Source organism: Salmonella sp. SSDFZ54 (genome assembly GCF_004010735.1).
Lineage (GTDB): Bacteria > Pseudomonadota > Gammaproteobacteria > Enterobacterales > Enterobacteriaceae > Salmonella > Salmonella enterica.
Genome location: NZ_CP034819.1, coordinates 3,611,048 through 3,624,929, shown reverse-complemented (window position 1 = coordinate 3,624,929; position 13,882 = coordinate 3,611,048). Strand labels below are relative to the sequence as shown.

Annotated in this window: 14 protein-coding genes; 10 read left to right on the top strand and 4 right to left on the bottom strand. The window is 51.6% G+C overall.

Annotated features, from left to right (window positions below; translation table 11 throughout):
- Positions 1–59 precede the first annotated feature (59 nt).
- Positions 60–980: a L,D-transpeptidase gene (ldtB, locus tag EOS97_RS17855; RefSeq protein WP_001056404.1), complete on the top strand. Its 921-nt coding sequence runs from the start codon at positions 60–62 to the stop codon at positions 978–980.
- Positions 981–1,023: 43 nt separating this feature from the next.
- On the opposite strand, the gene EOS97_RS17850 is transcribed toward ldtB, so the two are convergent.
- Both EOS97_RS17850 and mntR read right to left on the bottom strand, forming a co-directional pair.
- Complete coding sequence (locus EOS97_RS17850; RefSeq protein ID WP_001046524.1) at positions 1,024–2,136, bottom strand: anion transporter; 1,113 nt, start codon at positions 2,134–2,136, stop codon at positions 1,024–1,026.
- Entirely contained in the window at positions 2,133–2,606 is a 474-nt protein-coding gene (gene mntR, locus EOS97_RS17845) for a manganese-binding transcriptional regulator MntR (RefSeq protein WP_000533542.1), read from the bottom strand. Before mntR ends, EOS97_RS17850 begins: the two co-directional genes overlap by 4 nt.
- A 185-nt stretch (positions 2,607–2,791) precedes the next feature.
- On the opposite strand from mntR, the gene mntS reads away from it, so the two are divergent.
- Together mntS and EOS97_RS17835 are read left to right on the top strand one after the other, a co-directional pair.
- A complete protein-coding gene (gene mntS, locus EOS97_RS17840; protein WP_001001755.1) occupies positions 2,792–2,920 on the top strand; it encodes a manganase accumulation protein MntS in 129 nt (42 codons plus the stop codon).
- A 264-nt stretch (positions 2,921–3,184) separates the two neighbouring features.
- On the top strand, positions 3,185–4,765 hold the full coding sequence (locus tag EOS97_RS17835) for a phosphoethanolamine transferase (protein WP_001089327.1): 1,581 nt from the start codon (positions 3,185–3,187) through the stop codon (positions 4,763–4,765).
- A gap of 62 nt (positions 4,766–4,827) precedes the next feature.
- On the opposite strand, the gene ompX is transcribed toward EOS97_RS17835, so the two are convergent.
- Positions 4,828–5,343 (bottom strand): outer membrane protein OmpX, encoded by a 516-nt coding sequence (ompX, locus tag EOS97_RS17830; protein ID WP_000716763.1) that lies wholly within the window; start codon positions 5,341–5,343, stop codon positions 4,828–4,830.
- 353 nt (positions 5,344–5,696) lie between these two features.
- Here ompX and rhtA point away from each other — a divergent pair, with 353 nt between their 5' ends.
- The 6 genes from rhtA to ybiO all read left to right on the top strand — a co-directional run bounded on the left by rhtA (position 5,697) and on the right by ybiO (position 12,477).
- Positions 5,697–6,584 (top strand): threonine/homoserine exporter RhtA, encoded by an 888-nt coding sequence (gene rhtA / locus EOS97_RS17825; protein WP_001119554.1) that lies wholly within the window; start codon positions 5,697–5,699, stop codon positions 6,582–6,584.
- Between the two features lie 302 nt (positions 6,585–6,886).
- A complete protein-coding gene (gene dps, locus EOS97_RS17820) occupies positions 6,887–7,390 on the top strand; it encodes a DNA starvation/stationary phase protection protein Dps (RefSeq protein WP_000100805.1) in 504 nt (167 codons plus the stop codon).
- Positions 7,391–7,865: 475 nt separating this feature from the next.
- Complete coding sequence (gene glnH / locus EOS97_RS17815) at positions 7,866–8,612, top strand: glutamine ABC transporter substrate-binding protein GlnH (RefSeq protein ID WP_000838671.1); 747 nt, start codon at positions 7,866–7,868, stop codon at positions 8,610–8,612.
- 145 nt (positions 8,613–8,757) lie between these two features.
- A complete protein-coding gene (glnP, locus tag EOS97_RS17810) occupies positions 8,758–9,417 on the top strand; it encodes a glutamine ABC transporter permease GlnP (protein WP_001159076.1) in 660 nt (219 codons plus the stop codon).
- Positions 9,414–10,136 carry a glutamine ABC transporter ATP-binding protein GlnQ gene (glnQ, locus tag EOS97_RS17805; protein WP_000569093.1) on the top strand — a complete coding sequence of 241 codons (723 nt, stop codon included), beginning with the start codon at positions 9,414–9,416 and terminating at the stop codon, positions 10,134–10,136. The genes glnP and glnQ overlap by 4 nt, the downstream gene beginning before the upstream one ends.
- A gap of 118 nt (positions 10,137–10,254) precedes the next feature.
- Positions 10,255–12,477, top strand: coding sequence for a mechanosensitive channel protein (gene ybiO / locus EOS97_RS17800; RefSeq protein WP_001267724.1), 2,223 nt, complete (start codon positions 10,255–10,257; stop codon positions 12,475–12,477).
- On the opposite strand, the gene rlmF is transcribed toward ybiO, so the two are convergent.
- On the bottom strand, positions 12,474–13,400 hold the full coding sequence (gene rlmF / locus EOS97_RS17795; protein ID WP_001275962.1) for a 23S rRNA (adenine(1618)-N(6))-methyltransferase RlmF: 927 nt from the start codon (positions 13,398–13,400) through the stop codon (positions 12,474–12,476). The two genes, ybiO and rlmF, sit on opposite strands and share 4 nt — an antisense overlap.
- A gap of 204 nt (positions 13,401–13,604) precedes the next feature.
- Between rlmF and EOS97_RS17790 the strand changes: the two genes are divergently transcribed.
- A complete protein-coding gene (locus EOS97_RS17790) occupies positions 13,605–13,871 on the top strand; it encodes a DksA/TraR family C4-type zinc finger protein (protein WP_000146330.1) in 267 nt (88 codons plus the stop codon).
- The last annotated feature ends 11 nt before the right edge of the window (positions 13,872–13,882 follow it).

Sequence of the window (13,882 nt, the reverse complement as noted above, 5' to 3'; positions counted from 1 at the left end):
CTCCCAACATGACAGAATTCTCAACCTACTAGCCTGCTTGGCACAGAATCTCGCATAACATGAATATGAAATTAACAACGCTTTTCGCGGCGGCTTTCGCTGTAGTTGGTTTTTGTAAAACAGCCTCAGCAGTCACTTACCCGCTGCCTACCGATGGTAGCCGTTTAATTGGGCAAAATCAGGTCATCACCGTTCCTGAGGGCAATACCCAGCCGCTGGAGTATTTTGCCGCGGAGTATCAGATGGGGCTGTCCAACATGCTGGAAGCCAACCCGGGCGTGGATACCTTCCTGCCGAAGGGCGGTACCGTGCTGAATATTCCGCAGCAGCTGATCCTGCCGGATACCGTACACGAAGGCATTATCATCAATAGCGCGGAAATGCGCCTCTATTACTACCCGAAAGGCACAAACACCGTTATCGTCCTGCCGATTGGGATCGGTCAGTTAGGTAAAGACACGCCTATCAACTGGACGACCAAAGTTGAACGTAAAAAAGCCGGTCCGACCTGGACGCCTACGGCAAAAATGCACGCTGAATATCGCGCCGCCGGCGAGCCGCTGCCTGCGGTCGTGCCTGCGGGCCCGGATAACCCGATGGGCCTGTACGCGCTGTACATCGGTCGCCTGTATGCTATTCACGGCACCAACGCCAACTTCGGCATCGGGCTTCGCGTGAGCCACGGCTGCGTACGTCTGCGCAACGACGATATCAAATTCCTGTTTGAAAATGTGCCGGTCGGTACCCGCGTGCAGTTTATCGATGAACCGGTAAAAGCCACCACCGAGCCGGACGGTAGCCGTTACATTGAGGTACATAACCCGCTGTCAACGACGGAAGCGCAGTTTGAAGGTAAGGAAGCGGTGCCGATCACGCTTAATAAGAGCATCCTGGCCGTCACCAACGAGCCTGACGTTGATCAGACCGTCGTACAACAGGCGGTTCAGGATCGTTCCGGGATGCCGGTTCGTCTGAACTGACAGACTCTGCCTGCGAAGCCCGATAGATACTATCGGGCTTCTCTTACGGCATCAGTTGCAATAATCCATATCCCACCAGCGCCGCCCATGCCAGCATCGGCAGCGAATAGAAATGAAACCGCCACCAGATTCGGCGATCGTTCGCCATCCGTAAAGCAATAAGATTTGCCAGCGACCCCGGCAGCAGACCAAACCCGCCGATATTCACCGCCCACGCCAGCAGCGTCGAGGCCGGTACATAGTTCAGCAGGAGAATGGTACTGGGCACATTACTGATAACCTGCGACAGGCCGATAGCGGTTAGCCAAAGTCCCAGGTGAGACAGTGCGCCAACCTGGTTGAAAACGCCCTGCAACGCCGACAATTGCGTTAGTAGATGGACATCAATAAACATCGCCATAAATACCAACAGCAGCGTCCAGTCCACGCTGACTATCACCCTGCGCGCCAGCACAATAAACCCAGCAGCCACCAACACCAGTCCCCATAACTCTTGCCTGAGCTCCAGCGCGGTAAGAAAAACGACATATAATGCCAGGCAACTCCACACCAGACGGGGCTGCCACTGCGGCGAACGCGTACCGGTATGGTACTGTAACGCCCTACCCGGAAAACAAAACCAGCACAGGAGCAGTAACGTCAGCATCATCATGACGGCAAGCGGCGCCATTTGCCCGCTAAATTCAGCAAAGGTTAAGCCGGAGCGTCCCCACAACAGAATATTTTGCGGATTACCGACAGGCGTCAGCAGCGAACCGGCGTTCACCGCCAACGCTTCAAAAATAATCAATCGGTTGACCGGAATCGCGCACAGTTTTTTCAACGTTATCGTCAGCGGCACAACGATAAACAGCGCGACATCGTTTGTCAGAAAGGTCGACAGCACCGCCGCAGCCAGCACCAGGAACATCGCCAGTTGCCGCTCGGTATGAAATCGGCGCGTCATCTTGCGTCCCAGCACATCAAAATAGCCGCTCAGCTCAACGCCTTTAGTGAGCAACATTAACCCACTGAGGGTAATAATGGTGTGCCAGTCAATCGCGCCAGGCCAGGCGCGAGGCGCAAAAGGAACAAACAGGCTTAACGCCATCCCCACAATGATCAACAACTGAAAAAAACGGTCACGCCGCAGCGCCCGTAAAAAGGCCAGATTCATTCTGCAGATGTTCCATGCTGTTGCGTGAAGGCCAAAAAGGCATCCAATGTCTCCTGGCTGACATGGTGTTCCATCCCTTCCGCATCACGACGCGCGATCTCCGGGCTTACGCCTAATACCAGTAAAAAATTTTCGACAATTTGATGCCGCTCGCGGCTTTCCTGCGCCAGCTTCTCCCCTTCCGGCGTCAGAAAAACGCCGCGCCAGGGGATCATTTGAATAAATCCTAACGATGCCAGGCGCTTAAGCATTTTGGCCACAGTCGGCTGGGAGACGCCGAGCCGCGCCGCCATATCCACCTGACGCGCTTCCCCTACCTCAATAATTAAATCGGAAATCAGCTCAACGTAGTCGTCTATCAACTCACGGCGATGCGCCTCTCTGACCTGACGAAATCCTTCAACGTGTTCTTCTACGTTCACCAATTGCGTCACTTTTTTTGTTGTTGGCGTACCTGCGCGACGACCCATTTTGCTTCCTCGTTTCTGTGACGCGTTAACGCGTCAGCTGACAGAGCGCTCATTGTAAACCAGAGTTGTCCGGGCACAAAAAATTAACGTTTTAGCAATAGCTATAAAACATAGCCTGTGCTATATCTGTATGTAATGCAGACATCCCTCACGGATCGATGGGATAGAAACATCAGGAGGTTTATATGAACGAATTTAAGAGGTGTATACGCGTGTTCAGTCACTCTCCCTTTAAAGTCCGGTTAATGCTGCTCTCTATGTTGTGCGATATGATCAACGGCAAACCGGAACAGGATAACCCTTCCACGAAATAACGCGGCGGTGCGGTACGCCGCTTTATTTTGCATCCTCAACGGAAATGGCGCCCATTTCCCCTGTTTTTTTGTGGTTTTGCTATTCTCTTCGCAAAACATTTTCTTTCCGGCGGTTGACCTTCTTACCCGCACGCTCTATCTTCTGGCAGCCCTGAATATTTTGCGACTCGCCGTTGCGAACCCAATACCTTTTTTACGCATAATCAGGCAGGTAATGACCCTTCGCGCCAGGGTTAGCACATGGCGTTTTTGCAATAGTGGCATATGAATTCAACCCTTATCGATTCACTTCTGGCCCGTCGTCGGGCTGTAAGCCCATGGGCGGGCCTCTACTTTTTACAGTCGCTGCTGATTAACCTCGCGCTCGGCTACCCCTTTAGCCTGCTTTATACCGCGGCGTTTACCTGCCTGTTGCTGCTGCTCTGGCGCTACCTGCCTCGCGGACAAAAAGCGCTGCTCGGCATCTGTTCGCTGGTAGCCGCTTGCTATTTTCCCTTTGGCCAGGCTTACGGCGCGCCGAACTTTAATACGCTGCTGGCGCTGCACTCCACCAATATGGAAGAGTCGAGCGAAATCCTGACCATCTTCCCGTGGTATAGCTACCTGACCGGACTTTTTATTTTTGCGCTGGGTATTATTGCGCTTCGCCGCCGAAAAGAAGAGGTCAGGCCGCGCTGGAATAGCCTCGACAGCCTGTGCCTGCTGATTAGCGTCGCGGCATTTTTCGTCGCGCCGGTACAAAATCTGGCGTGGGGCGGCGTTTTTAAGGTTATTGATACCGGCTATCCGGTTTTTCGCTTCGCCAAAGACGTTATCGTCAATAACAACGAAGTCATTGAAGAGCAGCACCGTATGGCGCAGCTATCCGGCATAAAAGATAGCTGGACGGTTACTGCGGTGAAACCCAGATATCACATCTATGTCGTGGTGATTGGTGAAAGCGCGCGACGGGATGCCATGGGCGCTTTCGGCGGCCACTGGGATAATACCCCCTTCGCCAGCCATGTGAATGGCGACTTCTTTATGGATTACATCGCCGCCAGCGGCTCAACGCAAAAATCGCTTGGTTTAACGCTCAATCGCGTGGTGGATAACAAACCGCAGTATCAGGATAACTTCGTCACGCTGGCTAACCGCGCCGGTTTTCAGACATGGTGGTTTTCCAATCAGGGGCAAATCGGCGAATACGACACGGCCATCGCCAGTATCGCCAAACGCGCCGATGAAGCGCATTTCCTGAAAAACGGCGATTTTGAAGCGGATAAAAATACTCGCGACGACGCGCTGTTAACCATGACGGCGCAGGTATTGGCGACAGAACGCACGCAACCGCAGTTGATTGTGTTGCATTTAATGGGATCGCATCCCCAGGCCTGCGACCGCACTCAGGGAAAATACGCGACGTTTGTCCAGTCGAAAGAGACGTCTTGTTATTTATACACCATGACGCAAACCGACGATTTGCTCCGTCAGCTCTATACTCAGCTTCGTCATAGCGGCGACAGTTTTTCGCTCGTCTATTTCTCCGATCACGGACTGGCGTTTAAAGAGCGCGGCAAAGCGGTACAGTACCTGGCGCATGACGACAAATTCCAGCAAAACTTCCAGGTGCCGTTTATGGTGCTATCCAGCGACAGTAAAGCGCATCGGATCATTAAAGCTCGCCGTTCTGCGAACGATTTCCTGAGTTTTTTCTCGCAATGGACAGGAATTAGCGCTAAAGAGATCAAAAATCGCTATCGATTTATTTCGGAGCAGAAAGCCGGGCCCGTTTATATCACCAATTTCAAATTACAAAAAGTGGACTATAACCATCTGGGCAGCGATATTTTTTCACTAAAATAATGCACGTTTCAGGCAAAAAAAATCCGCCCCGAAAGGCGGATTTTTCATTTTCACCGACGTGATTAGAAGCGGTAACCTACGCCAGCAATCCAGGTGCCAACGTCAACGCTACGAATACGGCTCTGCTCGTAAGAGAAGTCCAGAGCAACATTTTCCATCGGGTTGAATTGCAGACCAGCGCCATAGGAGAAGCCATAATCGCTGGTGTCATGCTTGTAGGTTGGGTAATCGGTCGTCTGGAATTTACCGTAACCCACACCGACTACACCGTAGATGCTCGCCCAATCGTTCAGACGGTAAGCCGGGCCGGCAGTGATGCCGTAGTACTGACCTTTGTTGTAATCGCCCGCACCGTTAGTACGATCTTTTTCGGTGTAGGTGAAGGAACCGATTACGCCCAGCGGGTTGTCGTCCTGCTCGTAACGATACTTCAGGTTGAAACCGCTCATTTTATTCGCTACGCCCTGCGCGTCGCTCTGAGCGTAACCACCGGTAACGGTAGAAGTAGCAGCTACTGCAGTACCTGCGGAAAAAGCCAGAACAGCGGCCAGTGCTGAAAGACATGCAATTTTTTTCATAACCACCTCAAATGTGCTTCAAGTAAGTCCTAAGTTTTAAATATATCAAAAATTAATGGGAAACTCTTTGCGATTCACGGTGTCTAAGGGCGCCTTTCATGTAACAGAACGTTTCCATATCGCGCTATCTTATTCAATTAACATCACTTTTCCGGCTGATTGCACCAATAATGCGCGTGCGACGCGATACATTCATCCAGATTATTCCTAAACTAACAGTCTATTTATCCATCAATTTAAGTTCATTTTATGGAATCCTGGAAATTTTTTTTCAACGAATCCTCAACCGCCACGGGGAATTTCCATTACACTGCCACCTTTACTCGTACTGACATTTTTTGACAGGAGAAAGGATGCCGGGGTCAACACGTAAACTACCAGTCTGGTTGCCCATTTTGGTTTTGCTCATTGCCATGTCCTCTATTCAGAGTGGCGCTTCACTGGCGAAATCGTTATTTCCTCTTGTCGGCGCGCCGGGCGTAACGGCGCTTCGTCTGGCGTTGGGAACGCTTATCCTTATCGCCTTTTTCAAACCCTGGCGTTTGCGTTTTGCCAAAGAGCAGCGGCTGCCTTTACTGTTTTATGGTCTGTCGCTGGGCGGGATGAACTATCTATTCTATCTGTCGATTCAGACGGTGCCGTTGGGTATTGCGGTCGCGCTGGAATTTACCGGTCCTCTGGCGGTCGCGCTGTTTTCATCCCGGCGGCCGGTAGATTTTATTTGGGTCGTACTGGCTGTACTTGGACTCTGGTTCCTGCTGCCATTAGGGCAAGATATGTCTCACGTCGATCTTACCGGGGCCGCGTTAGCGCTCGGCGCTGGCGCCTGTTGGGCTGTCTATATTCTTACCGGCCAGCGAGCAGGCGCGGAACATGGTCCGGCCACGGTGGCGGTAGGCTCGCTGATTGCCGCCATCATTTTCGTGCCGATTGGCGCAGTTCAGGCTGGCGACGCGCTATGGCACTGGTCGATTCTTCCCTTAGGGTTAGCGGTCGCTGTGCTTTCTACGGCGCTGCCTTATTCACTGGAAATGATTGCGCTGACGCGCCTGCCAACCCGCACCTTCGGTACGCTGATGAGCATGGAACCCGCGCTGGCCGCCGTTTCCGGGATGATTTTTCTGGGCGAAACGCTTACGGGCATACAAATCCTGGCCCTGTGCGCCATCATTGCCGCTTCAATGGGATCTACCCTAACGATTCGCCGCGAACCGCAAATTAAACAAGTTGACGTAAAATAGTTTCTTATTCTGCATGATGTGCATAATCATGCAGAATATCACCTCGTTATTCACCTTTTATTATTGCGCTATTACTTCGTCATTTTTTGTCATATTTTTTCTCATTTTTTACATTAAAATGAGAATTATTACCCACCAAACAGCAAACTCGTCTAACCAATTGATTTTTAATCAAAATAAATATTAAATCTTGTCTGTACTATTAAAGTGATAGGTAAATTCAAAAAAGCAAAGTTAAAAACCGGTGCTATACTTATTTTCGTTAATTACCTGGGACACAAACATCAAGAGGATATGAGATTATGAGTACCGCTAAACTGGTAAAAACAAAAGCGTCTAATCTGCTTTATACCCGTAACGATGTATCAGAGAGCGATAAAAAAGCGACGGTTGAGTTGCTTAATCGTCAGGTGATCCAGTTCATTGACCTGTCGCTGATCACGAAACAGGCCCACTGGAACATGCGCGGTGCTAACTTTATTGCCGTTCATGAGATGCTGGATGGCTTCCGTACCGCACTGACCGACCATCTGGATACTATGGCCGAGCGCGCCGTACAGCTTGGCGGTGTGGCGTTAGGCACCACGCAAGTTATCAACAGCAAAACACCGCTGAAAAGCTATCCGCTCGACATCCATAACGTGCAGGATCACTTAAAAGAACTGGCCGATCGCTACGCTGTTGTCGCTAATGATGTTCGTAAAGCTATTGGTGAAGCCAAAGATGAAGACACTGCCGATATCTTTACCGCCGCATCACGCGACCTCGATAAATTCCTGTGGTTTATCGAATCCAACATCGAATAAATCTATCTCTACCCTGAATACTTCGAGTTGCAGGAGGTACAAACGCAGCGAATCCGCAGGAGCTTGACTTCCGTCGGTCACTGAAGCGAACGCACCTGCAACTTGATGTACACAGGTATATAAGTCATCCCTATACCCCTGCCTGGCACAGGGGTTTTGCACTTAAATAGTGCACACGTCTTGTACTCCCCTCCGATAAAAGTGAATTATTTGTAATAATTACATCACACAATCGTTAATTAAAGATTGTTTTAACAACAATTTTTACGCTAAATAGACCCTGTATCTCTACTTTGTTATTCATGCACTAAATCAGTGCCCCAAAACGGTGCGGCATACTGGTTTTGCCCGACTTATTGTGCACAGGAATGATTGACGCTTCTGTTAAAACAATGAGTTACATAATTGGCATGATTTTTTCATTACGCTACATGTTCTCGCAGGGGATCGCCCCGTGGATAGAAAAGGAAATGCTATGAAGTCTCTATTAAAAGTTTCACTGGCTGCACTTACCCTGGCTTTTGCGGTGTCTTCGCACGCTGCGGATAAGAAACTCGTGGTGGCAACCGATACGGCGTTCGTTCCGTTTGAATTTAAACAGGGCGACAAGTACGTCGGTTTTGATGTTGATCTGTGGGACGCTATCGCGAAAGAACTGAAGCTGGACTACACCCTGAAACCGATGGATTTCAGCGGCATTATTCCGGCATTACAAACCAAAAATATCGATCTGGCGCTGGCGGGTATTACGATTACGGACGAGCGTAAAAAAGCGATCGACTTTTCCGATGGCTATTACAAAAGCGGTCTGCTCGTGATGGTGAAAGCCAACAATAACGATATTAAAAGCGTTAAAGACCTCGATGGCAAAGTCGTTGCCGTGAAGAGCGGAACCGGGTCGGTGGATTACGCGAAAGCGAATATCAAAACCAAAGACCTGCGTCAGTTCCCGAACATTGATAACGCGTACATGGAATTAGGCACCAACCGCGCAGACGCCGTTCTGCACGATACGCCGAACATCCTGTACTTTATCAAAACCGCAGGCAACGGCCAGTTCAAGGCGGTAGGCGAATCGCTGGAAGCACAGCAATACGGAGTTGCCTTCCCGAAAGGCAGCGATGAACTGCGCGAGAAAGTCAACGGCGCGCTGAAAACGCTGCGTGAGAATGGCACCTATAACGAAATCTACAAAAAATGGTTCGGTACAGAACCTAAATAAAACGACCTGATGTTGGCTTGTGGCCCGGTAGTGAGGACGCTCACCGGGCCTACAGCTCTTTTCCGTGACGGATAAGACACTTTCACGCCATTTCCGCGCCGGATAGAGCATTTGACTATTTACACCACGGTAACAGGAACGACATATGCAGTTTGACTGGAGCGCCATCTGGCCCGCCATTCCGCTTTTGCTTGAGGGCGCTAAAATGACCCTGTGGATCTCGGTCCTCGGTCTGGCTGGCGGCCTGGTTATTGGACTCGCGGCAGGTTTTGCCCGTACGTTTGGCGGCTGGTTCGCCAACCACATCGCCCTGGTTTTCATTGAAATTATTCGCGGCACGCCCATCGTTGTCCAGGTCATGTTTATCTACTTTGCCCTGCCGATGGCATTTAATGATTTGCGTATTGATCCGTTCAGCGCAGCGGTCGTGACAATTATGATTAACTCCGGCGCTTATATCGCGGAAATTACTCGCGGCGCAGTACTATCCATTCACAAAGGTTTTCGCGAAGCGGGTCTGGCGCTGGGCCTTTCTCGCCGGGAAACCATCCGCCATGTTATTTTACCGCTTGCTCTGCGCCGTATGCTGCCGCCGCTGGGCAATCAGTGGATCATTAGCATCAAAGACACCTCGTTGTTTATTGTTATCGGCGTAGCCGAGCTGACCCGTCAGGGCCAGGAAATTATTGCCGGTAACTTTCGCGCCCTGGAAATCTGGAGCGCCGTGGCCGTCTTCTATTTGATCATTACGCTGGTGCTGAGCTTTATTTTGCGTCGTCTTGAAAGAAGGATGAAAATCCTGTGATTGAATTTAAAAACGTCTCCAAGCACTTTGGCCCCACCCAGGTGCTACATAACATTGATTTAAACATCCGTCAGGGCGAAGTGGTTGTGATTATCGGCCCTTCCGGTTCGGGTAAATCCACGTTATTACGCTGTATCAATAAACTGGAAGAGATCACCTCCGGCGATCTGATTGTCGATGGTCTGAAAGTCAACGATCCTAAAGTAGACGAACGGCTGATTCGCCAGGAAGCCGGCATGGTGTTTCAACAGTTTTATCTGTTCCCGCATCTGACCGCGCTCGAAAACGTGATGTTCGGTCCTCTGCGCGTGCGCGGCGTAAAGAAAGAAGAAGCGGAAAAACAGGCGAAAGCTCTGTTAGCGAAAGTTGGACTGGCGGAACGGGCGCACCACTACCCCTCCGAGCTTTCCGGCGGTCAACAACAGCGCGTCGCTATTGCCCGAGCGCTGGCAGTGAAGCCGAAAATGATGCTCTTTGACGAGCCAACCTCCGCTCTGGACCCTGAACTGCGCCATGAAGTGCTGAAAGTCATGCAGGATCTGGCGGAAGAAGGCATGACCATGGTCATTGTGACTCACGAAATCGGCTTTGCCGAAAAAGTCGCCTCACGGCTGATTTTCATCGATAAAGGCCGTATCGCCGAAGATGGCAGTCCGCAGGCGTTGATCGAAAACCCGCCAAGCCCACGTTTACAGGAATTTTTACAGCACGTCTCCTGAGATATCGCCCTTCCTGCCCTGCGGCAGGAAGGGCATCATGGAATAGTCCCATTTCATTTTCCCTCCCCTGCGCCATCTATACTTAGTGTTTTGCGTCTCTTTTCTCACTGGAGGAGTCATGCGGTGGACCCTGTTCATCCTTTTTTGTCTACTGGGCGCGCCTGCCCATGCGGTCACCATACCCGGCGTGACCACAGGGACATCAACCAGCCAGCAAGCAGCGCCAGAGCCCAGTCCTGAACAAAAAAAAGCGGCCTATGCGGCCCTGGCTGACGTACTGGAGAACGAGGCTTCACGTAACGAATTGATAGCGCAACTCCGCGAAGCATCAACCACGCCGCCGACCGAGCCGGCACCAGCGCTTGCGCCGCCTGCGGCCAAAGATGAGAAAACGGTACTGGAGAACGTCACCACCGTTACCCGTCAGTACGGCGATGCTTTCGCTACCCGTTTCGCCCAGCTTTATCGCAACATCACCGATGCGCCGCACAAGCCATTTAACTCGCAAACCTTCACCAACGCGTTAACCCACTTTTTATTTCTGGCCGCCGCGGTATTTGGTTTTTATAGCGTGATACGGCTTTGCGCCCTGCCGTTATATCGAAAAATGGGCCTGTGGGCGCGCAAGAAAAACCGTGAACGCAGCAACTGGTTACAGCTCCCGGCGATGATCGTCGGCGCGTTTATTATCGACCTGCTGCTACTGGCGCTCACCTTATTTATCGGTCAGATGCTCAGTGATAATTTCCATGCGGGAAGTCGAACTATCGCTTTTCAGCAAAGCCTGTTCCTGAATGCCTTCGCGCTGATAGAGTTCTTTAAAGCGATCCTGCGGCTTATTTTTTGCCCTAATGTACCGGAGTTACGCCCATTCGCGATTCAGGATGCGACAGCGCGTTACTGGAATCGCCGTATGAGTTCCCTTAGCAGTTTGATTGGCTACGGGCTGATTGTTGCCGTTCCGATTATTTCCAACCAGGTGAATGTTCAGGTTGGCGCGATGGCTAATGTGGCGATCATGCTCTGCATCACCATCTGGGCGCTGTACCTGATCTTTAAAAACAAAGCGGAGATTACGCAACATTTATTAAGCCTGGCGGAACGATCATTAGCCTTTTTTAGCCTGTTTATCCGCGCCTTTGCGCTGGTGTGGCACTGGCTGGCCAGCGCCTACTTTATCGTGCTGTTTTTCTTCTCGTTATTCGACCCAGGCAATAGTCTGAAGTTTATGATGGGCGCGACCGTGCGCAGTCTGGCGATTATTGGCATCGCGGCGTTTATCTCCGGTATGTTTACCCGCTGGATAGCGAAAACCATCACCCTGTCGCCCCATACGCAGCGCAATTACCCGGAATTACAAAAGCGGCTTAACGGCTGGCTCTCCTCGGCGCTAAAAGTCGCACGCTTTTTGACCGTCTGCGTCGCCGTTATGCTGTTGCTCAACGCCTGGGGATTATTCGATTTCTGGCACTGGCTACATTATGGCGCGGGGGAAAAGATGGTCGATATCCTCATCCGTATCGCGTTAATCTTATTCTTCTCCGCCGTGGGATGGACGATTCTCGCCAGTCTGATTGAGAATCGCCTGGCCTCCGATATTCATGGCCGCCCGCTACCCAGCGCCCGCACGCGCACGCTGCTGACGCTGTTCCGCAATGCGCTGGCAGTGATTATCAGTACCATAACCATCATGATCGTGTTATCGGAAATCGGCGTCAATATCGCGCCATTGCTGGCTGGCGCGGGGGCGTTAGGTCTGGCTATCTCTTTCGGTTCGCAAACCCTGGTGAAAGATATTATTACCGGCGTCTTTATTCAGTTTGAAAACGGGATGAATACCGGCGACTTAGTCACCATAGGCCCGCTGACGGGGACGGTCGAAAGAATGTCGATTCGTTCCGTCGGCGTGCGGCAGGATACCGGGGCATACCATATTATCCCGTGGTCCTCGATCACCACTTTCGCCAACTTTGTGCGCGGTATCGGCTCTGTTGTCGCCAACTATGACGTGGATCGCCATGAGGATGCGGATAAAGCGAATCAGGCGCTGAAAGACGCGGTAACGGCGCTGATGGAGACGGAGGATATTCGCGGGCTGATTATCGGCGAACCCACGTTCGCCGGTATTGTCGGTTTAACGAACACGGCGTTTACTTTACGCGTGTCGTTCACCACGCTACCGCTCAAGCAGTGGACGGTGCGTTTTGCCCTTGATAGCCAGGTGAAAAAGCATTTTGATCTGGCCAATGTGCGCGCGCCGGTGCAAACGTATCAGGTTCTACCCGCCCCCGCCGGCGGCCCGCCGCCTGATTCACTGCCGCCGCGCGAACCGACGATTTAGCGTTTACGGGTGATAAAACGGCGACGCTGGTCGTCATCCATAAAGGTCCAGGCGATAAAGCGGCTTTGCTTTTGCCCCTGGGCCATCTCTTTTTTCACCACTTTCACCGCGCCAGCCTCCGTCAACGCCCGGTAAAGCGGTGGTAAATTCTCGCCGCGCGACACCAACGTCGTAAACCACAACACCTGACGGCGGAAGGATTGGCTTTCAGCAATCATTTTTTTAATAAAGGCGACTTCGCCGCCTTCACACCATAGCTCCTGCTGTTGACCGCCAAAGTTCAGCGCATCATCTTTATTCTGCCCCAAATTGCGGCGCTTACGCTCGCTGCCCGCGCGGGCTGCGGCGGCGGAGTCGTGAAAAGGCGGGTTACAAAGCGTTGCGTCATAAAATTCATTTTTATGAATAATACCGGTAAAAATGGCCGCCGGATCTTTTTGCCGACGCAGACGAATGGCGCGGCTTAACCCCGTATTAGCCTGAATGATAGCCTGCGCGCTGGACATCGCTGCGTCGCTGACTTCACTACCGGTAAATCGCCAGCCATATTCATGGACGCCGATAAGCGGATAAATACAATTGGCGCCCACGCCCACGTCCAGAATAGTTGCCTGCGCCGGAATACTCCCTGTTGTTTCGCCAAGCAGATCCGCCAGATGATGGATATAATCCGCACGACCAGGCACTGGCGGACATAAAAACCCTGGCGGAATGTCCCAGTGTGTAACGGCATAAAAATGCGCCAGCAACGCCTTATTGAGCGCTTTTACCGCTTGCGGATTAGCAAAATCAACGCTCTGTTCACCGGCGGGCGTGCGGATAAGAAAGGACGTCAATTCCGGCGTGGTCTGACACAGTGCGGCGAGATCATAACGGTGTTGATGGCGGTTGCGCGGGTGTAACCCCGGTTTCTGGGCGGACATGGCATTCTCCTTTTAGCAGCGGCGTAAGATACCCGTATAACGCCACGGGGTAAATATACCACCGCGAATTCCCTGCCTCGCTCGTTTGATCGGATATCTGAATGACATTGGCTCTGCTCATGGTCTGAAAAGATCGCGCGATGCGATTTTTTCGCCTGACGGCGCTACACTTAACCTCAGGTACCCTAAAATCAGGAGAGCGTGATGGCATCCGGCTGGGCAAATGACGACGCAGTGAATGAACAAATCAACAATACCATTGAAGATGCCGTTGCCCGCGCTCGCGGCGAACTTCCCCACGGCGAAAGTCGCGATGAATGCGAATCTTGCGGCGACCCTATCCCTGAAGCGCGGCGTAAAGCCGTACCGGGCGTTCGGTTATGCATAGCCTGCCAACAGGAGAAAGATTTACATAACGCAACATTTTCAGGATATAATCGCAGAGGTTCAAAAGACAGCCAGTTACGCTGACTTTTCTTTAC